This window comes from Kiloniella sp., from assembly GCF_048259265.1.
Classification (GTDB): Bacteria; Pseudomonadota; Alphaproteobacteria; order Kiloniellales; family Kiloniellaceae; genus Kiloniella.
The window spans coordinates 18,092-37,194 of the sequence record NZ_JBLXHT010000007.1 but is presented as its reverse complement, the minus strand read 5'-3'; the positions used below and the strand labels follow the sequence as shown (position 1 = coordinate 37,194).

Annotated in this window: 13 protein-coding genes; 5 read left to right on the top strand and 8 right to left on the bottom strand. The window is 42.8% G+C overall.

The window, feature by feature from the left end:
- The first annotated feature begins 29 nt into the window (after window positions 1-29).
- Both ACN0QW_RS12205 and ACN0QW_RS12200 read left to right on the top strand, forming a co-directional pair.
- Window positions 30-374: an ArsR/SmtB family transcription factor gene (locus ACN0QW_RS12205; protein ID WP_417431870.1), complete on the top strand. Its 345-nt coding sequence runs from the start codon at window positions 30-32 to the stop codon at window positions 372-374.
- A gap of 3 nt (window positions 375-377) precedes the next feature.
- Window positions 378-803: an SRPBCC family protein gene (locus ACN0QW_RS12200; protein WP_299376607.1), complete on the top strand. Its 426-nt coding sequence runs from the start codon at window positions 378-380 to the stop codon at window positions 801-803.
- Window positions 804-1,021: 218 nt separating this feature from the next.
- Here ACN0QW_RS12200 and ACN0QW_RS12195 read toward each other — a convergent pair whose 3' ends face one another.
- Window positions 1,022-2,905, bottom strand: coding sequence for an ATP-binding protein (locus ACN0QW_RS12195; RefSeq protein WP_417431867.1), 1,884 nt, complete (start codon window positions 2,903-2,905; stop codon window positions 1,022-1,024).
- 39 nt (window positions 2,906-2,944) lie between these two features.
- The gene (locus ACN0QW_RS12190; protein ID WP_417431865.1) at window positions 2,945-4,015 is read right to left on the bottom strand and encodes an ABC transporter substrate binding protein; all 1,071 of its coding nucleotides are present in this window, start codon (window positions 4,013-4,015) and stop codon (window positions 2,945-2,947) included.
- 394 nt (window positions 4,016-4,409) lie between these two features.
- Between ACN0QW_RS12190 and ACN0QW_RS12185 the strand changes: the two genes are divergently transcribed.
- The gene (locus ACN0QW_RS12185) at window positions 4,410-5,021 is read left to right on the top strand and encodes a TylF/MycF/NovP-related O-methyltransferase (protein WP_417431863.1); all 612 of its coding nucleotides are present in this window, start codon (window positions 4,410-4,412) and stop codon (window positions 5,019-5,021) included.
- A gap of 27 nt (window positions 5,022-5,048) precedes the next feature.
- Here ACN0QW_RS12185 and ACN0QW_RS12180 read toward each other — a convergent pair whose 3' ends face one another.
- From ACN0QW_RS12180 to ACN0QW_RS12160, 5 genes are all read right to left on the bottom strand, one after another.
- Complete coding sequence (locus ACN0QW_RS12180) at window positions 5,049-6,314, bottom strand: DUF1835 domain-containing protein (RefSeq protein WP_417431861.1); 1,266 nt, start codon at window positions 6,312-6,314, stop codon at window positions 5,049-5,051.
- A 174-nt stretch (window positions 6,315-6,488) separates the two neighbouring features.
- Entirely contained in the window at window positions 6,489-6,815 is a 327-nt protein-coding gene (locus ACN0QW_RS12175; protein ID WP_417431859.1) for a DUF3088 family protein, read from the bottom strand.
- Window positions 6,816-6,876: 61 nt separating this feature from the next.
- On the bottom strand, window positions 6,877-7,329 hold the full coding sequence (locus ACN0QW_RS12170) for a VOC family protein (RefSeq protein WP_417431857.1): 453 nt from the start codon (window positions 7,327-7,329) through the stop codon (window positions 6,877-6,879).
- Between the two features lie 108 nt (window positions 7,330-7,437).
- On the bottom strand, window positions 7,438-9,144 hold the full coding sequence (locus ACN0QW_RS12165) for an EAL domain-containing protein (protein ID WP_417431855.1): 1,707 nt from the start codon (window positions 9,142-9,144) through the stop codon (window positions 7,438-7,440).
- Between the two features lie 71 nt (window positions 9,145-9,215).
- Window positions 9,216-11,459, bottom strand: a complete 2,244-nt coding sequence (locus tag ACN0QW_RS12160; RefSeq protein WP_417431853.1) for an ATP-binding protein — start codon at window positions 11,457-11,459, stop codon at window positions 9,216-9,218.
- A 247-nt stretch (window positions 11,460-11,706) separates the two neighbouring features.
- Here ACN0QW_RS12160 and ACN0QW_RS12155 point away from each other — a divergent pair, with 247 nt between their 5' ends.
- Together ACN0QW_RS12155 and ACN0QW_RS12150 are read left to right on the top strand one after the other, a co-directional pair.
- Complete coding sequence (locus tag ACN0QW_RS12155; protein WP_417431851.1) at window positions 11,707-12,963, top strand: ABC transporter substrate-binding protein; 1,257 nt, start codon at window positions 11,707-11,709, stop codon at window positions 12,961-12,963.
- Between the two features lie 9 nt (window positions 12,964-12,972).
- Window positions 12,973-14,874 (top strand): sensor histidine kinase, encoded by a 1,902-nt coding sequence (locus ACN0QW_RS12150; RefSeq protein WP_417431849.1) that lies wholly within the window; start codon window positions 12,973-12,975, stop codon window positions 14,872-14,874.
- Window positions 14,875-14,903: 29 nt separating this feature from the next.
- On the opposite strand, the gene ACN0QW_RS12145 is transcribed toward ACN0QW_RS12150, so the two are convergent.
- Entirely contained in the window at window positions 14,904-18,893 is a 3,990-nt protein-coding gene (locus ACN0QW_RS12145) for a DNA topoisomerase (RefSeq protein WP_417431847.1), read from the bottom strand.
- Window positions 18,894-19,103 lie beyond the last annotated feature (210 nt).

Genomic DNA, 19,103 nt, shown 5'->3' with positions numbered 1-19,103 from the left:
ACCAAATAGTATTATGTTGAGGTTTGACGATGCATATACAAGAAACATTCAGGGCACTTGCAGATCCGACGCGGCGTGAAATTTTGCTACATCTCAGTCGGCAGCAAATGACGATTGGTGAGGTGACTGAGAAGTTTGATATCACCCGCGCAGCCGTGAAAAAGCACTTGAACATACTGGAAGAGGGGCAGCTGATTTCAGTGCATGTTCAAGGCCGGGAACGTATCAACCGCCTAGAAGCACAGGGGTTGTCAGCCGTTTCCGATTGGATTGGATATTTCGATCAATTCTGGGATCAGCATTTGGGAGCTTTGAAAAATGCTGTGGAAAATTCTGAAAACGCTAAGCGACAAGCAATTAAGGGAAAGATATAGATCATGACAACATCCACTATCACGAAAACGGTTTTCTTTAATGCAACCCGGGAAACTGTGTGGTCTTTCCTGACAGAGCGAGACAAGATCGGTCTTTGGTTCCATCCCCCGAAAGAGGATCTGGCCGAGGGTGAAGACTATGAACTGATCTTAACCCGTGACAATGGTGAAAAGGCAAAGGTTTGCTGGGGGCGTGTACTGGAAATGCAGTGTCCGGAAAAAATGGTTTGGTCTTTTACTGTAAATCCATTGAATGGATCGTTAACGACGGTCACTTGGGTGCTGGAAGAGGTTCTTTGTGGCACAAGACTAACGCTAACACACGAAGGTGTTGAGGCCGCTGCGGGAGAAGCAGCAATGGACCTCATTCTGTCTTTCGATGCCGGGTGGGACGAACATTTTGCTTCTATGAGAAAAGCGCTATCCTAAATTGTATGATAAATAATTAGGCCGAACAGGTTTCAAATACACGGCGTTTTATATGGGCAGGTTACTGGTTATATAAGACAGGTTAATGGGTGCTCTCTGTTACCAGAAAAGTTTAGTCTGATCAGAGAGCACATTTTTGTCTGCGTATTTTGTTCGTAAATATTGATGCGCGTTCATGTACATAGAATATCTGGTAATGCTGAACCTTGTGTTTTTTATTAGGCTGCGTTTGCCGATTTTTCATGGATAAGACGTTTAAGGGTTTTAAGAAGGTCATCCATGTTTAAAGGCTTTGAGCAAGTCGCGTTCATACCACATGCAATATATTCTTTTAAATTACTGGTTTCGATATCGGCTGTTAAAGCAATAATCGGTACAGTTGATTTGGCGGTATCAGCAAGAGCACGTATTTGCTTTGTCGCTTCTACGCCATCCATATCTGGCATGTGAATATCCATCAGGATAATATCATAATCATTCTTGGTTACTTTTTCGACGGCTTCAAAACCATTATCTGCAGTGTCCACAGACTGACCACTTTTTTCGAGTAAGGCTTTTGCCATGATTTGGTTCACCTTAATATCTTCTACGAGTAGAAGGTGAAGGTTTGTTAGATCATGCTCAGGAACCTCTTCCTGAGAACGGAAGAGGGCTTTGGTTTTGTCGAGCGTAACTTCAAACCAGAAGGTACTGCCTTTTTCTTCTTCGCTATCAACGCCGATCTGACCATCCATGGCCAGGACAAGCTGTTTGTTAATTGCTAGACCTAAGCCAGTTCCACCATAATTTCGTGTTGTTGATACATCAGCCTGAGAAAAGGCACTGAAAAGAGCTGACTGTTTCGATTTCGGGATACCAATCCCTTGGTCCGAAACTTCAAAACGTAATTTTTGAGTAAACTCATCTTCGGATTTTAGAGAGACACGAAGAGTAATTGTACCGTCAGTGGTAAACTTCACCGCATTAGAGAGAAAGTTCATCAGGATCTGGCGTAGTCTGACGCTATCGCCAAGTACCCATCGATGAATGTTATCGGGGAAGGTAACATCAAGAGTATTGTTTTTTTCCCTTGCTGCGAGAACCATCATACTGCTGGTCTCTTCAACAAGTTCTGCCAAACTCAGGGCACTTTTTTCTAATACCAGTTCACCAGCTTCGATTTTAGAGAAGTCCAGAATATCGCCGATGAGATCCATCAGATGATTACCCGAGCTGGAAATAGTTTTAATATAATTTTGTGTTTCTTGCGGAAGAGCCTGAATGTCTTTGTCACCAAGTGCCAGATCTGCATAGCCCAGTATTGAGTTAAGAGGCGACCGTAGTTCATGGCTCATATGGGCCAGGAACATGGATTTGGCTCTGTTTGCAACTTGTACTTCTTCGATCTTGTTTTTGATTGCTTCAGACATACCTTCCATATCACGGGCTAAATCACCCAGTTCATCATTTGAAGTGACGTCAATACAGTCTATGGGTTCTTGTTTTGAAATGTGTGCTGCTGCTTTTTGCAGATGGTTAATAGGTTGTATTAAAAGACGACGGGTTACGAGTGTAAGTAATCCGCCCATCAAAAGAATAGAAAGAAGGGATACACCGATTGTCACAAGCTGAATAATCGAAACCTGTTGAGTGACTTCTGCCTCGGGACGAGACACAAAAATAACCCAATTCCAGTCTGGTTTATCGAATGCTGCAGATGCATATAGTGTGCTGATGCCGTCGCTGGCCTGAAAAATTCCAAAGCTTTGCCCTTTTTGCGACTGAGCAAGTTCACGCCATTGATAGAGAACGCTTGGGTCTTTGCTATCGCTGCAGTAAATAGGAGTGCCATCTTGGCCGATGATAGAGTAGCGTCGATTGGTAATAGTCGCTAAACTACCTAATTCATTGAATACTTCTTCCTGATAAGATTCAACAAATGCTGGCATGTCTGTCAGACCAGCCTGTTCCAAAAGATCATACCGTGAAGATATAATATGGTGCACAGCTTCGTTAAGAAGCAGGTTCATATTTTCTTCTTCGCTTTTATAAAGTGCATTTCTGGAATGTGTATAAGACCAATATCCAAGAGAGCCAATACAAATCAAAATGATTGGCAGCATAGTCAAAAAGTACTTTTGGTATAATCTCATGTCAGGATTCTATCGATAAATGTTTTTGCCAGCGAGCTTTAGAAGAGCAGAGGGAATAACGGTTCCCAGTTCTGTCGCTGTTGTAATATTAATACTAACGAGGTAGCTATTTGGACGTGTCACAGGGATTTCCCCTGCGTTTTTACCTTTGAAAATTTGGTCAGCGATTTCAGCAGTTGCTATGCCATTTACTTCCGAGCTTGATATCATCGAAAGCATGACGCCAGATTTAACCGCCTCAATATTATTGGCAAAAATAACAGGTATTTTCTTTTCCTTGAGAATTTTTAAAATCTTGTCATCATTGCCCATGGGGCCCGTGGCCATCCAAAGTACATCAAAATTAGAGCGATTTTTTTCGATGATTTCCAATGCATTGTTGCGTAAGGCATTGCGGTTTTCCTGACCGGGAAGGTATTCAAAATTCAAGTCAACAAAGCTTAGTTCCTCAATATCCTTGTTTATCTCCATGATCTGGGCAGCTTCACTCAGGGCAGAAGGGTAGGTAGAGTTAAGAATTCCTATCCTCATTGGAGATTTTTTCGTTAGGGATTTGAGCGCTTGTCTCACGACCTCTACTTTTGCCTGGGGGGGGATAATGTGTGTTTTACCTGTAATATTTGTGCCACTTGCCTCTCCAATGGCACCGACAAACCCTTCTTTTTCAGGATAAGATACTAAAATAAAGACCAATGGAGTGTCTTGGTTCTTTAAAATTTTATAAGATTCTCTCGTTGCAAGGGTTGCGACAGATACAACCATGTCGGGCTTTTGATTGTTTAGCTCATTTGTCAGAATAGCGGATGATGTTTCCGGACTGCCTTCTGCATTTAGAATGACATATTCGATGTTTTTACCTTCGAGATAACCAAGATCGCTCATACCTTTGCGAAACCACTTTGTTGCATCTTGCAGAACGGGAAGAGCCATGGTTTCAATAATCACCACTCTTTTGGGCTCTTCTGCTTTTACTTGTGATATTACGCTAAGGCCAAGAATGGAAGCCAGTGCAACATATAAAGCTATAACCAGTTTAATGAATTTATGACTTACTTTGGTAATGCGAGCGGAAAACGGCAAAGCTGAGACCTCTTAAAGTCTTTATTGTTTATAAGTTAACCAGGCTGTCTGTGTGTGATTTTTTATGTTTTCAATATACAATCTGCGTCACAGTTATTCCCTTTTTACAATAACATCTGTTAACAAGGGGCTAATAAACCAGAGGTTTCTGCTTTTCTTATAATGATCAAATCGTCTGTAAGTTTATAAATAATAATATGCAACTTTTGTCTGTCTTGATTGTTGATTGACAATTAGCCAATGAAGTAGAATGTCTGGGGAGATATAATTAATTGAAAAATGGTAGCAAATTTAGGAAAGCGATTAATGATTCGTGTTTTTTTGAATCGATTATTTGGTTTATATGCTGGAAATAAAGCGAAATCGCGACTTAATTTTTTGAAAGTTATTTAAGATGAATGAAAATTTGTTTTTAGAAAATTTATCAAAAGCTCAGGTTTATGAAGATAGAATTTTACACCTTCTTGATGCTGCTGAATTATCAACTTTTTTTGGGTATTCGTTAGAGTTTGGAGTATACAAGGGGCGGACACTTAATTGTTTGTCGCATGCATATCCAACGGAAAAATTTTGGGGGTTTGATTCGTTTGATGGGTTACCAGAGCCTTGGTATCTTTCGCAGGATAAGGCCATTGTTACCCCGGAAAAATGGTTTGCGTTAGATAGAATTCCAGAAGTTCTCAATACTGTAAAACTTGAAGTCGGCTTATTTGAAAATACAATTCCTGAATGGTTAGAACGTTATTCGGGTCCGGTATCATTTATACATGTTGATTGTGATTTATATTCGTCAACGAAAACAATATTATCTCTATTAAATGATCGGATTGTTGAGGGTACCGTACTCGTTTTTGACGAGCTGGTTAATACGCCAGAAAATGAATATGAAAACTGGCGAGAGGGGGAGTGGAAAGCCCTCAACGAGTGGTGTGATCAAGACAACCGAGAGATAGAAATTCATTCCAAAACAACAAGCTGCCAAGTAACAGTTCGGGTTCTGAGATAACGTTTTCTGGGGTATGAGTGATTAATTCTAGGTAACCTTTATTCCCCCGACCCAGCGAGCTGAGGGTGTTAGATCCTGATAATCCAGAGCGCCCGATAATAGCTCTTTACCGGTGTTAGTAATACTAATTAATCGTTCAGGCCAAGGCTGAGGGGCTTGTGTTGTCTCGTACTGAATTAGGGGGATTTTGCATTTCATGATCTGGCCTAATTCGTACCAGTACATAAGATCGCCCAGATAGGGGAGAGGCTCATATTCTTTCATTAATATTGAAAATAGATCTTTGCCTTTTATCGGACCTTTGTCTGCAAGAATACGCAGTGTCAGTTCGTGTGTGAGACCAAGCCCATTATGGGGCGATGGTAATTCTTTTAGATGCCGCTTTAGGGCATTTTTCATTAAAGGAAGGGCGGGGGTACCTTCTGTAATGATTGTTGCCAACTTATCTGGTGTTTTCTGTTTTAGTGCATTCCAAATTCTTTCACCCAATAAAAGTTGATTGTCGGTTATGGGCGTACGTTGATTTTCCCACAGCCATATCAATAATTCAGGGGCGAGTTGGCCAAGACCGACGAAATCGGGAACGCCTGGAACGCTGTCTATGCAGATTAGTTCTAATCTTGGGCGCGAGGTAAGTGACGATAGATGATCGAGTAAAAAGGCAAGAATGAGTTGATCATAACTATCGTGTTCGAACCATAAAACAACACGATCATAATCCCAAAGTTGATCGAGCTTGTCGTAAGCAATAGCCTGGTTTGCCGCGACCTCATTCAACGGAATGCCGTAAGAGGAAGAGATAAACTCTGATCGTTTCTTTCGGAGTGTCGCTGTATTTCCCTTAGGGATGGGGCCTTGACAAAAGGGGTCGCTGAATTCGTGAAACTCACCAGTAAATCCAGTAATATTTAAACTGTGCTTGATGTCTGAACCACAGCGAATATGTAGGGTGTTTGCGTCATCCAGGTTTGGAATATGTCCTGAACGTATCCGGGCTTGTTTAATTCGAAGCTGATCACAATGGGCTTTGAGTTTTTGCCATGATACGAAACCATTTTCACGTGCAATACAAAGTTGGCAATCAGTAAGGATAGTGTTGTTTATATCTGCTGTTATCTTAGATGCTCGGGGGTGATAGCGTTCTATCTTTTCTAATGCCTTTTGGTCATGTTTTTTGACAGCTTTTAAAAGCTCTTTTGCTCGCTTTTTTTGCTGCCCGTAATTTAGAGAGCCATGGAACATTGTTCGGGGAAGTTGTCGCGACGCCAAGTCAGATTCAGGATGAGTATTCATACGATTATCCTCTGTCTAAAAACCTGCGTCCGCCATTCAGGTTAGGAAATCGTTTATATAAATCATAAACTTATTTTTGGGCGCAGCCCTTTCCGCGAACATGGAGGCTTAAGAAAAGCCAAGGAATTTATGCCATGTGCGAAAAGGGGCGTCAATCCTGGTTATCTTTATGGGCTAAGGGTGAGGGGGCGCCCCGCCAAAGTTTTTTGCCAGATATGCTGTGATTTCTATCGGATCAGTTATACTTTCACGTTCATTTAGAATGAGCACTGGTAGCCATTGATTTTCTTTGCCTAAGTATTGAATAATTTCTTTTCTTGGTTTCGCATGAGAAATGCGTTTGATTTCGACATGGTTGCCCCAATGCGGATTGATTGCAAGTGCGCCTTCGATCATTGCACAGTGAGTACAAAACCAGCCGTTATTATTTGGTGAAGGGATTTCTCGATCTTCAAAAGGCATCTTGAGTATAAAGAGCACAGGTTTGTCCATTGCGATCATTTTTCAAGCTCCTTTATTTTTATAATAGGTATTTTTATAATAGGTATTTTTATAATAGGTATTATTGAGGGGTTTCCCCGGCGGGTACACCGACACAGATTATATACCCATCTGGGTCTTTCAAGTAGAGTTCATACATTCCATACCATTGTTGCAAAGGGCCTTTGACAACAATGTCCCGTGAGGATTTTTTAAGAATTGTTTCAGGATCTAACCCGCGGAAATAAATCGTCCCAGATGGGGTTGGCGAACTCTTTGCGCTAAAGGAGGGGAGTTCATCTGACAGGCTCTGGGCCGTTTGTAACATAATTTGACCACCAGACTGGTTTTTGGGTTTTCCATCAGGATTTTGGGATTTCCACTCTAATGTTGCAAAGGCCGCATCTGTACCATTGCCTTCGAAGGAAACATCCCTTTGCGGGGAGACGAGAACGACAAGTTCCATCCCTAAAATCTCTCTATAAAAATTAAGGGATGCTTCTATGTCTGTGACCATAAGGTTGGGAATTATCATTTTATGCTCTGAGTAATAATTGGGGAGGAAAAGGTATTTTGAAAGAGCGTGATCATTACATCATCATACGGACGTTGCAATTTCCTGCGCACAAGAAAGTCTGTAAAACTATGCAGTCTGTCGTTGGTTCACCCAGGCGATAAATTCATCCGCGGGAACAGGGCGGCTTATATAATAACCTTGAGCAGAATGGGCCCCTTGACGCTTTAGGAACTCTAGATGATCTTTTGTTTCAACGCCTTCGCCAACAATGTGCAAGTTCAATGCTTTGCCAAGATAAATTACGGCTGTTGCTATGCCCGCGTGCTCTGGGTCGTCCATGATGTTTGCTATGAAAGAACGATCAATCTTTAGAACGTCAAATGGTAAGCGTTTTAGATAAGTTAGGGATGAATAGCCCGTTCCAAAATCATCCAGTGCAAAAGAAAACCCCATGTTTTTCAATTCACGCATTTTTACGGCGGTTTCTTCGATATCAGCCAACATAGTGCTTTCGGTTAACTCTAATTCTAGTTGTTTCGGGCTGACCTTAGTTTCTTTGGTGATTTGTTTAATCGTTTCAACAAAGTTTGGAGCATGAAATTGCTTGGCGCTGATGTTAACCGAAATTCGAGGAATGTCAGTAAAGCTATGAATTTGTTCACAGGCCATTTTGAAAATCAAAGCCCCAAGAGGATGGATAAGCCCGCTCTGTTCTGCGGATGGAATAAAATCAAGTGGGGAGATCAGCCCTTTTTCAGGGTGCATCCATCGAACAAGAGCTTCTGCGCCAATAACAGCGCCCGAATTAACGCAAACCTGTGGCTGGTAATAGAGTTCAAATTCATTTTTCGGGATAGCTTTTCGCAGATCATTTTCTAGTGCCAGCTTATATTTTACTGACTTTTCCATTTCTTCTTGGAAAAAACTGATAGTATTGCGTCCAGATGATTTTGCTTCGTACATTGCTGTGTCAGCATGTTTTAAAACCGTGTCGGCACAGGTTGAATCTTTCCCGGAAAACAGCGTTGCACCAATTGATATACCGATGTGTAATTGATGATCCCCCAGTTCAATAGGAAGTCGCAAAGCGTTTATGATGTTATCTGCAATCTGTTGCGCTTTTAATGCTGCTTCTTCTTTTTCTTTAGAAATCTCGGGAAGAAGAATGATGAACTCATCCCCCCCAGGCCTGGCGACTGAATCTGTTTCGTTTAATACGGAGCTAAGTCTTTTGGATACTTCGATTAACAGGTCATCGCCAACAGTATGCCCAAGAGAGTCATTGATTATTTTAAAACTATCCAGATCTAGAAATAGCAAAACGCTGTGACGTTGAGTGCGCGAAAATCTGATCAAGGTACGTTCAAGACGATCAAGTAGTAAATTTTTGTTAGGCAAGCCTGTAAGAGCATCGTGATAGGCGAGGTATTGTATGTGTTCTTCTGCTTTTTTGTGCTTTAGCGAATAGCGTACTGCCATTTCAAAAGAATAAGGTGTTAATTCTTCTTTCAACAGAAAATCCTGGGCGCCTGCCTCCATGGCTTTCAGATCAGCTTCACGGTTATTTTCTTCAGATAGGAAGATTACGGGAATCATAATCTTAAGATCATTTATAATGTAGTGAACAAAGTCGATCCCATCTGGGCCTGTTGATTTGTAATCCAGCAGTACAAGGTCATAATTTTGCAGCCTGATTTTTTCGGTTCCCGTGATTAAGCTGGTGACTTTGTCGTAACGGTAATTGTTATGAAAAGCCTGCTCAAGATAGCTTTTCACCAGCTTGTTTTCTTCTTGTTCGTCTTCTAGGAGCAAGATGTTGATTTGCTCTTTCATGCTGGGGCTTCCTGTGTTTTTTGTTCTATATTGTCAGAGTTGGTGCATTTTTTATGTGTAAAATTGTTATGTCAGAGACTTTTTTCTTGTTGTGTTATAATTGTTCGGGACGCCGGGAAAATTAGGGTTACTTTGGTTCCAACATTAACTTTGCTTTCAATTTTTAACTTCCCACCTAAAAGTTTCATAAAGTTGTGGCAGAGGAAAAGACCCAGCCCAGTTCCTTCATGTTTTCTGGGGTGCAAGCGGTCGGTTTGTTCAAAAGCGTTCATAGCACACTCTAAATCTTGTTCAGACATTCCGATTCCGGAATCTTCGACTGATATTTCAATCCCGTTGTTTTCGTTAGTCGTGGCGTTGACTGCAATAGTTCCCTTTTTAGGCGAATATTTGATCGCGTTGGATATCAGGTTGTTTAAAATCTGAATAATGGCACGCTTATCTCCTTTTAAATGGGGGAGGGTTGATGAGATTTCCATCTTGAGAGACTGATGGGAACTTTCGGCCATTAGTTCCAGCTGCCGAAATGATAAACCAATTAGTTCATCTATTTGCAGAGGTTCGTTGGTCAGTTCGTATTTGCCCGCCTCTATTTTTGAGAGGTCGAGTATATCATTGATGAGGCCGATTAAGAGGGTTCCGCTATTATGAATATCTCGGACATATTCATCGTATTTGGGGTGACCTAATTTACCAAAGGTTTTGTGCCGCATAATATCGCTGAAACCGATAATAGCAGTCAAAGGTGTTCGTAGATCGTGGCTCATATTTGCTAAGAAATCGGACTTGGATTTGTTGGCTGTTTCGGCTTCATCACGGGCTTTTTTTAGCTCGTGTTCTGCTTTGGTGCGTTTTGTGATGTCTGATGCTGAACCTCTGTGTCCTTTGTAGTTGCCTTCGTCATCATAGAGGGGAATTCCATTAATCAGAGCGTGGTATATTTGTCCGTTTTCACCAAGGTATTTATAGTGGAAATCTTTGATTTCTTCATGTTTGTCCAAGGCTTTTTGGTAAGTTGTCCAATCCTTTTTCTTCATAACATCCTCTGCCAGCTCTTGGCGGGTCATGCCCTGGATTTCGATGAATTTTCTACCTCTGTAACCTTGTTTCTTGCTGGCTGATTCCCAAACAATGCGTCCCTTTTCATCTGTCTCCCAAAGCCAATCGGATGCTGTTGATGCAAATTCTTTGAACCTCTCTTCACTTGTCCGAAGGCGGCGTTCAACTTTTTCCAGCTCGTTGACCATAGAGTTGAAAGAAAGGACAAGATCATTGGCTTCTTTGAGGATGAAGGACCGAAAGGTTGGTATTCTTGCGTTTAGTTTACCCTTTGCAACATCGCCGGCGGCATAGACCACGGCCTGCATGGGCATGGAAAGATAACGTGCTAGCCACCAACTAATCAGCGCAGCCGTTAATATGCCGAGAAGGGTAATAATGATGACAGCCGTTCTGACACCGCTGGCACGTTCTTCCAACTCGGATAGAGGTTGGGGGATCATAACGCCCCACCCAATTTTGGGTAGAAAAGTAAACCCCGCGATCATGTCAGTCTCTATAGCTGGCGAATAAAACGTGGTGACCCCAGTTTGCGCCGCCATCATTAGGGATACAGGTTTGATGTGGGATATGTCTTTTATTTCGTTCCGCCATGTAGAATTGGGGTGGGATAGAACATGACCTTTATGATCAACAATCGTTGCGTGCCCTAATTTACCAAAAGAAATTTTTTGCCCCATATCAACAATATAATCTGTTTCAAGTGCCCCAATAACAAGAGAACCATCAGGGGTAAATTTAATGAGGTATATTGTTGGTTTACCGTGGGAGTTATGAAGCGCAGGTGAAAAGAAAACGTGGTCAGGTAATAATTTTGCCTGTTCAATGTCGAGGGATAATTTCGATAGCAATTTGTGTGAAATTTGAGTGTTGTTTTTTATGGGTGCTTGCCCTTGCCAATCTGATTCAATACTGAAAATTCGTCCGGTTTTGTCCGTTATGTGAAGATGATTGAAGCGAACGATCTTCATTAAAGTGGCTATTTGTTCTGTTGGTTTATTGGTTTGAAGATAATGGGCTGCAACACGGAAAATTTGTTCTGCATCCTTGGCAAAGCGATCTAGTGTACCCGTTAGGTTTTTTGCTAATAATAGATGCTTATCTTCTATTGCTGTATATTCACTTTCAATGGCCGATTTCTGTGCCCAAGCGGCAAGAAAGAAAACAGGTACAGTCGAGATTAGGGTGAACCCGAGAAATAACAGATGATGAAGACGTACTTTCTTTAGACCTGACCTCTTACCACTTGATTCCATTAAGGCTCCCCGATTGTCCTTGTGGCTCGATTATCCCTTTAAAGGCAGCCTTTCGACAGCCAAGTGATAGAATGCTTTAGATATTTTATACATATTACAATCTAGGGATTTCTAATTCATTAATACGCAACCTATGATCGGAATAAGTTAGATTCCTTATTAACACCCTATAAAGAGCAATGGGTTAGTATGAAGCTAAATTGATAGGGATGTGGGGAGTTAGTGTAATTAAAACAGGGTATTATCAATGTCACTTAAGATTTTAAGTGCTTTTATTCGCAAAACACCTGCTAAGCTACTCCTCGTCTGGGTTTGCTTATCAATCGCTTTGATAATAAGGCCTGTATTTTCACACGCTGATTCAACAACAAATGATGTTAGAATGAATGCCGACCTGGTTTTTGGCATGTCGACGGCCCTGTCTGGCCAGGCTGCTGAGTTGGGGAAAAATATGTGCCTTGGTATCCAGATGCGTCTGGAAAGAGAGAATTCTTTAGGGGGCATTGATGGTCGTAAAATTAGATTGATCGCTTGGGATGATGGCTATGAACCCGATAGAACAATACCCAATATCAAGAATTTGATTAATTACGAAGATGCACTTGCAATAATTGGGAATGTGGGAACCCCCACTGCTATATCGGCTATACCGATTGTAAACGAAGAAAAAACATTGTTTTTTGCTCCCTTTACTGGTGCTGGTGTCTTAAGGAAAACTCCCCCAGATCGATACGTCATAAACTATCGAGCCAGCTATGCCGAAGAAACATCGGTTATGGTAAATGCTTTGATAGAAGAAGGGGGGCTGAAACCTGAAGAGGTGGCATTTTTTACACAAAGGGACAGTTATGGGGACGCTGGATTTACAGGTGGAATCAATGCATTAAAACGACATGGCTTGGAATCTGAAACGGCAATTGTCCACAGTCGCTATGAACGAAATACTCTGGTCGTTGAAAGTGCACTGGCGGATGTTTTATTGGCGGAGCCTACACCTAAAGCAATAATCATGGTCGGGGCCTATGCACCGTCCGCCAAGTTTATAAAGGTTGCCCGAATGGCAGGTTTGAACTCTCTTTTTCTAAATGTGTCCTTTGTTGGCAGTGCCCCGCTGGCTAAAGAGCTGGGCAAGGAAATCAAAGGAGTGATCGTGACCCAGGTTGTCCCCTATCCCGAAGATTTATCTGTACCAATTGTTCGGGCCTATCACGATGATATAAGTAAATATGCGCAGAATGGTGAAGTTTCATTTGGTAGCCTAGAGGGCTATATTGCAATGGAAATAATGATCAAAGCTTTGCACAGCATTGAGGGTGAACCCGATAGAGAGAATATAATTGATGCTCTCGAAAATTTGGGCGAATTTGATATTGGGCTAGGACAAAAGCTTTTTTATAACCGTGAACATCATCAGGCCAGTCATAAAGTTTGGCCCACAAGTCTAAGGCAAGGCGAATTTGTTCCCTTTGACTGGAAAAATATACCCTCTATGTTGGTTCCTTAAAGTATGCTCATGGATGAAGATAATCATGTCCTAAGAATAAAACGAATGCTTTGGGCTTTAATTGGTCTGAGCATTGTTATTCCTGTTGTCGTCAACCTGTTTCTGGGGTGGGGCGTCGTTAATCAACAGGAACAAAAGGATCGTTTGCTTGGGCAGGAACAAGCTTTCAATGACACGGTTTCGAACATTAATGAAAAAATTAGAACCGGTATTTTTGAAATCGAACGCTTATTAGAAACGTCCGAACGGACAGAGCCGGTTAAAGGTATTATTGCCATCAGAGGGCTGGAAGAGGCCATTAACAAGCTGCCTGTAAATGATGATGAACAACTACGACAGCTGAAGAAATCACTTCAAGGACAGTCTAAACAACTTTTGGAAATTCTGTTTGAATCAGCAGATTGGCGAGGGCGTAATGACAGAGTTTCTGAGGATATTAATAATAATGTGACGCTGAATGAGGTCCGAGAGCAACTGACCAAAATTCAGGTACTCATTAATGATGTTATCGGAAAATTACGCTTGGAGATGGTATTAAGCCTTAGAGAATATGAACAGAATAACAAGGGAATAGTTCAAAAGCAGGCCGTCGACAAAATTGTTGGTGAATATAAAAAACTGTTGAGCAGAAATGTTGGAAATCTGTTGACGGAGTTGTCTGATATACAGCGGTTGGTCGAAGTTCTTTCGGGTGAAAAGAGTTATGATCGTTTGTCAGATTTAAAAGATAATCGGTTGCTGCCAAATCTTGAAAGATTTGAGAGAGCGGTTCGATCTATCAATCTTGGCAATGAGGTTAATAAAGATCTGGAAACCGAGCTTTTTCTTCTCAAAGTCAAGCTGTTGGGACGTGAAGTGGAGAACTACCAAGATCCCGAACTGGCAAAACCTGTGGAGAGAAACCTTTTCTCGGTGGTACAAAAATATCTGGGTTTACAGGTTGAGAATCAAAAAATTAGCGGTGAATTAGATCGGCTTCTTGCCCTTTTGGATCAAGATTGGACTGCCTTTTCCAAGATCACAGTTAAATGGCATGAAACATCTGTATTACAATCTAATAAAAATCTATCCCGAACCTGGATTACAGTCTCTCTTATAAGTTTATGGGGCGGATTGATCTTTATTGTCGTGATTTGGTTGATATTCAAGGCTGTTTCCAAGCAGGTCGACACCTTGGGCGCTTTGCGTCGACGGGCCGAAGCGGCAAGTCAGTCCAAAGATAACTTCCTGGCATCGATGAGCCACGAGTTAAGGACGCCCTTAAATGCGATAATTGGGTTTTCCGATATCATGAAGATGCAAGCTTTTGGTCCTTTGGGTAATGATAAATATCTTGAATATAGTCAGGACATTAATCGTTCAGGCGCGCATCTGTTGGATATTATCAATGATATCTTGGATGTTTCTTCCATTGAATCCGGGACTTTTAAAATAAACGAAGAAGAGTTTGTTTTTGCGACAGCCTTAAATGAAGCCATGTTAATGGTTCAGCTACAGGCCGATGAGCAAAACGTCCGGTTGGAGAATGACGCTAAAGGTTCAAATCTGGTTGTCTTTGCCGATGAAAGATTAGTTCGCCAGATCATCTTGAACTTACTGGTAAACGCTGTGAAATTTACCCCAAAGGGAGGAGCGATTTGCATAAGTGATGACCTGATGTCGGATGGGGTATATTGCTTGAATATCACTGACACAGGGATTGGCATGGATGAAGAAGACGTTGAAACTGCCTTGACCCCCTTTGGTATGGTCAGAAGTGCTTATAACGATAACACCAAGGGAACAGGGCTTGGGCTGCCTTTGGCAAAGCGTATGATGGAAATGCATAACGGTACGATTGACATTAAATCTGAACCGGGATGCGGAACCAAAGTAACCCTTGTATTCCCATCTGAACGGGTTCGGGGATAACGATGAAAAGTACGGGGTACTTTGTATTGTTACCGAGCGTTCTCTGGCTTCTTTCCGATCAGAATAACCCGTTCGTTTGCGGAAGAGAGGCTTTGTAGCAGGTTGTTTCTAAAGCCCGGATCATTCTCTTTGTCCGGATTTGTATTTAGATCTTCTGAGCCTGTTAGCGGAAGTAACAGAACTGTCGCGGCAGAAAGATTATCTCGAGATTTATTGACGGGTAAGGCATAGGCTAGATTCAGGTGATCCAATTCACCAAAGGCAAAATCGTGAGTTTTACCATTGAATTCTAGGCTTACACGGCCATCGTCCACATAGGATGTACGGTTATCCGGTTGAGGTATTTCGTCCCGGGTAATATCTTTGATAAAGCCAATGTCGCCTGTCATCAAATCCCGGTCTGGATCGTTTTGTAACAGTATGACTTTGTCACCGGTTTTATATTGGGTGCCAAATTTTTGCAGGGTTAAACCTGTGTGCCCGTCGTTAAGCAAGCTTTGCAGTTGAGGTATCAGGTTCTGAGGGGCAAGCATTCCCTTTGCCATGCTGATGACCTGAATGTCTTTTATAGAATTGTATTTAAAGCTCTTGGGTAAGCGGTTTTTAATGACCTCGGCCAGTTTGCGTTGTGTATCTTGCTCATTTTCAGCTTCAATATAATAGAATGTTCCTGAGTTTTGTGTATCTGAGGTACAATCAAAACCCTGATTGTTATTTAAACTAAGCAAGTTTCCTGAGAGTTTATTATTCTGGTCTTGGGGAGATAGTTGATCAAGTAAGAGAGTATTGTTGTCACCAAGATCGAGCAGTTTATCCAGTACGCGGCCCGAACCGGGAAAAGCATTTGATGTGCTGCTTCGTATCAATACCAGACCTGAGTTTTCGGGGAGGGCATCAAGCACAGCAAGGGTTGTTGATCGATCTAACAAGTCAGCTTGATCAATGATCAAAAGCTGGCAATCCAATTGTTTTCGAGCGTTGCGTTTAAAGGTTTTTGTCTTTGAATTATATTCCAGAAGTTTGACAACCGAGACTGTATCTTCGTCCAGTGCCGCGCTGGTCTTCTTTGTCTGAGTAGAGGACGGAACGGCGATCAATGATGATATATTTTTGGCGTTGATGATTTTGGCAAAGGCTTTGATAACATCATCTTTACCGGTTCCGGCAACGCCCTTGAGGGTGGATAATTTGTTTTTTAGTAATTTGGCAACAGCAGCTTTTTGATGTTCAGACAGATCAATTTTGTCACGATTGATAACCCAATCAATTGCCTTTTGCGTATCAATTTCGCCCCAAGGAACAACCCCTTCGGACAGCACATTCATACGTTTTTTGATTTTTGAATTTGTTTGCCAGTCTTGTTTCAAAATCAGGAATTCTTGGGTGCTTCCAGTCGCATCTTTTTCTTTGTAGGCGTGTATATGCTTGGCTTCTAGCTCTGTCGTCAGAGCTTGTTCTAGTACGTCTGTCGGGATATCCAAACGTTTATTCAATAGCGTCAGTAGGTTGCTTTTTTCTCGTGCATTAGCGGCTTGTAGGAGCGCGTAATACAATGCCGCGCCAGCACGTTCCAGACAGTGCGCTTCCAATCCAAGTCGATGTGCAATGCAATCGGGTACTTCAAAGGGGACACCCTTTATATCGCGGACGATACAGTAGGGATTGTCTTTTAATTTCGCGATTGTGTCTTGCCCGTAAGTATCAAAAAGGCGATAGGATCTTGCGGGGTCAACACTATGGTTGTGTAGGAAGGCGGCAATTTCAGAATGTGTCTTCCTATCTTCGGTCCAGTCTTCCAACAGCTTGATTTTTCCCTTTGGCAGGGATGTTTCTGTTGCAAGCTTTTCCGGTGTTTCTACGATTACCTTTAGCGCATTTGCCCCAAAGCTTTCGACCAGTTGCTTTGCGGCCTTTGCCCCTAGCCCTTTGATCATGCCGTCAGAGAGTTGTTTTTCGAGGTTTGCGAGAACTTTTTCCGGGCTTGGTCCTTTACCACCAAGGTGTTCATCCAGAAATTCACGACAGACATTAAAGTCTGATGTATAGCCTTTGGGGAGTTTTACCCCCTTGTTCTGGGCAACGGACTTTGCCGTTTCCTTCATTTTATCCGTTGGTTTGCCTTTGCCAGCATTTTTGGGCATGGCCACGCCTGTATTGATCTTTGGCGCTGTAGCCGCACTGGTTTTGAGGATGCTGATAAGCCGTTCTGTATCATTCCCAATATCGTCCCAAACCTGTCGCGCGGTCTGTTTCCCTTCGAGAACGTCGTCCATGTTCATTTCCCACATGGCGGTAACACCGGGGTCAACTAATTCTGGGGCTGCTGCTTTCAAGGTTTTGTATAGGGTCAGACCTGCGTCCGTTGGAACGATATGTTTTCCGCTTTGGGCAAGAAAATTTTGTAGCTTGAGGCCCGTAATTACGGCGGCACGCGTGGCCGGGGTGCCGATACCCTTGGCTTCTTTCAGGCGTTCTTTCAGATCCTTGTTTTCAACAAATCGCCAAGCATTCTGCATGGCATCAATCAGAGTTCCTTCGTTGTAACGCGGCGGTGCTTTGGTTTTCTTGGTATCGCTTGTCACGGGGGACAGAATAGCAACGTCACCGTTCTGAATGGGGGGAAGTTCCCCAGCGTGATCTTCCTTTTTTTCCATGACATCGGTATAGACGGCTTTCCAGCCCTGTTCTTTTGGAATGTTGCCTGTCACCTTGAAATCGAGAATGCTCTCTTTTTCTTGACCAGTGTCTTCATCAGGTAGGGTTACGGGAACTTCCATAGACACACTGGTTGATTCATAGACGTAATCCGGCATCAGGATCGCGAGATAGGAACTGGCAACCAGATCGAACATGCGTTGTTCATCTTGGGTCAGGCGTGCGTAGATGACCTCTACACGGTCCATGGTGTTTTTATTGGGGACAATCGCGTGGTGCGATACACCCTTCAAACCTGCATCAGAAAAGTGGCCGGATTTTCCTTGGCGCACTTCGGGGGATGACAGGTCAATTCCCTGATATTGCGGAAGCTTGGTCAGTCCCTGAATGATTTCGCCGATGTCGTCTATTTGATTTTCTGCCAGATACCGGGATTCAGCACGGGGGTAGGTCTGAATTTTTTTACCTTCCCCATCGTAGAGTTCTTGAGCAATATTAAGCGTCTTGTCGGCGCTCCATCCCCAGCGGCGGGCGCATATTTTTTGTAATTCTGGCAGATCAAGAAGGCGCGGTGGCTTTGTTTTCTTGATCTTCTTTTCTGTTTTGAGCGGGCCTTCAAAGCCTTCGACAGCTGCGCGGAGCTGTTCTGCCTTTTCCGGGTTCAGAATACGGTCTTTGGGGGCGTGACGAAGGTCTAGTTCACCACTTTCAGCCTTGGCCGTTGCGACAAGGTGGTAATAATCCTGCGGCGTGAAATCCAGAATTTCCAATTCGCGCATACAGACAATTGCCATGGTCGGCGTTTTTACACGGCCAATACCGATTGCGCCGTATTGTCCGGGTTGTTTTAGGGCGACGGTGGCTGCGCGGGTTAGGGACAGGTTATAAACCTGATCCGCTTGCTGACGCACAACAGCGGCTTGGCCCAAATTATGATATTTATCATTGGGTTCCAGATTATCAAAAGCCTGTCGCAGGGTCTTTTCATCCTGCGCGGTGAACATGGCGCGCTGCACCTGCCCGGCAAATTTATAGTGCCGTAAAATCTCTTCACCAATAAGCTGTCCTTCGCGGTCACAGTCGGTCGCGATGATGACGCGTTCTGCGGTTTTTAGAGCCTTAGCGATTGCCTCAAGCTTGCTTTTTGCAGAAGGTGAGGCATCAGGAGCTGGACAGGTTGGATAGAAATCATCAGGCTTGAGCAAGTCAAATGACCAGCGTCCCCAACTGCTTTGAATTTGTTGTGGTTCCTGTAGGCTTAACAGGTGTCCTTCTGCTGGAAGGATTTGCCCGTATTTACTGCCGATTGCCGCTTGAACATCGCGCTTTTGCGAGGTTTTTTCCGTAATAATAATGGTGGACAATCTAAAACCCTTTACCGTTACTCAACTCTCCTATGCTTTTACCGTAAAGAAGGGCGTGGGATAAAGCCTCTCTTTTGAAAAAATGTGTTTGTTGAGAATTGGGGTGGGTTTTTCTCTCTAAATGAATTTCCTCTCAAAGTTCCTGATGAATTGTTCGGCTTGCCTGTCAGTTATAAAATAGGGGCGGGGAAGTGGGCGTGATTTCTGAAT

Coding starts and splice junctions, on each gene's coding strand:
- ACN0QW_RS12205 (WP_417431870.1), top strand. CDS start 30: ATGCATATACAAGAAACATTCAGGGCACTTGCAGATCCGACGCGGCGT.
- ACN0QW_RS12200 (WP_299376607.1), top strand. CDS start 378: ATGACAACATCCACTATCACGAAAACGGTTTTCTTTAATGCAACCCGG.
- ACN0QW_RS12195 (WP_417431867.1), bottom strand. CDS start 2,905: ATGCTGCCAATCATTTTGATTTGTATTGGCTCTCTTGGATATTGGTCT.
- ACN0QW_RS12185 (WP_417431863.1), top strand. CDS start 4,410: ATGAATGAAAATTTGTTTTTAGAAAATTTATCAAAAGCTCAGGTTTAT.
- ACN0QW_RS12180 (WP_417431861.1), bottom strand. CDS start 6,314: ATGAATACTCATCCTGAATCTGACTTGGCGTCGCGACAACTTCCCCGA.
- ACN0QW_RS12175 (WP_417431859.1), bottom strand. CDS start 6,815: ATGATCGCAATGGACAAACCTGTGCTCTTTATACTCAAGATGCCTTTT.
- ACN0QW_RS12170 (WP_417431857.1), bottom strand. CDS start 7,329: ATGATAATTCCCAACCTTATGGTCACAGACATAGAAGCATCCCTTAAT.
- ACN0QW_RS12165 (WP_417431855.1), bottom strand. CDS start 9,144: ATGAAAGAGCAAATCAACATCTTGCTCCTAGAAGACGAACAAGAAGAA.
- ACN0QW_RS12160 (WP_417431853.1), bottom strand. CDS start 11,459: ATGGAATCAAGTGGTAAGAGGTCAGGTCTAAAGAAAGTACGTCTTCAT.
- ACN0QW_RS12155 (WP_417431851.1), top strand. CDS start 11,707: ATGTCACTTAAGATTTTAAGTGCTTTTATTCGCAAAACACCTGCTAAG.
- ACN0QW_RS12150 (WP_417431849.1), top strand. CDS start 12,973: ATGGATGAAGATAATCATGTCCTAAGAATAAAACGAATGCTTTGGGCT.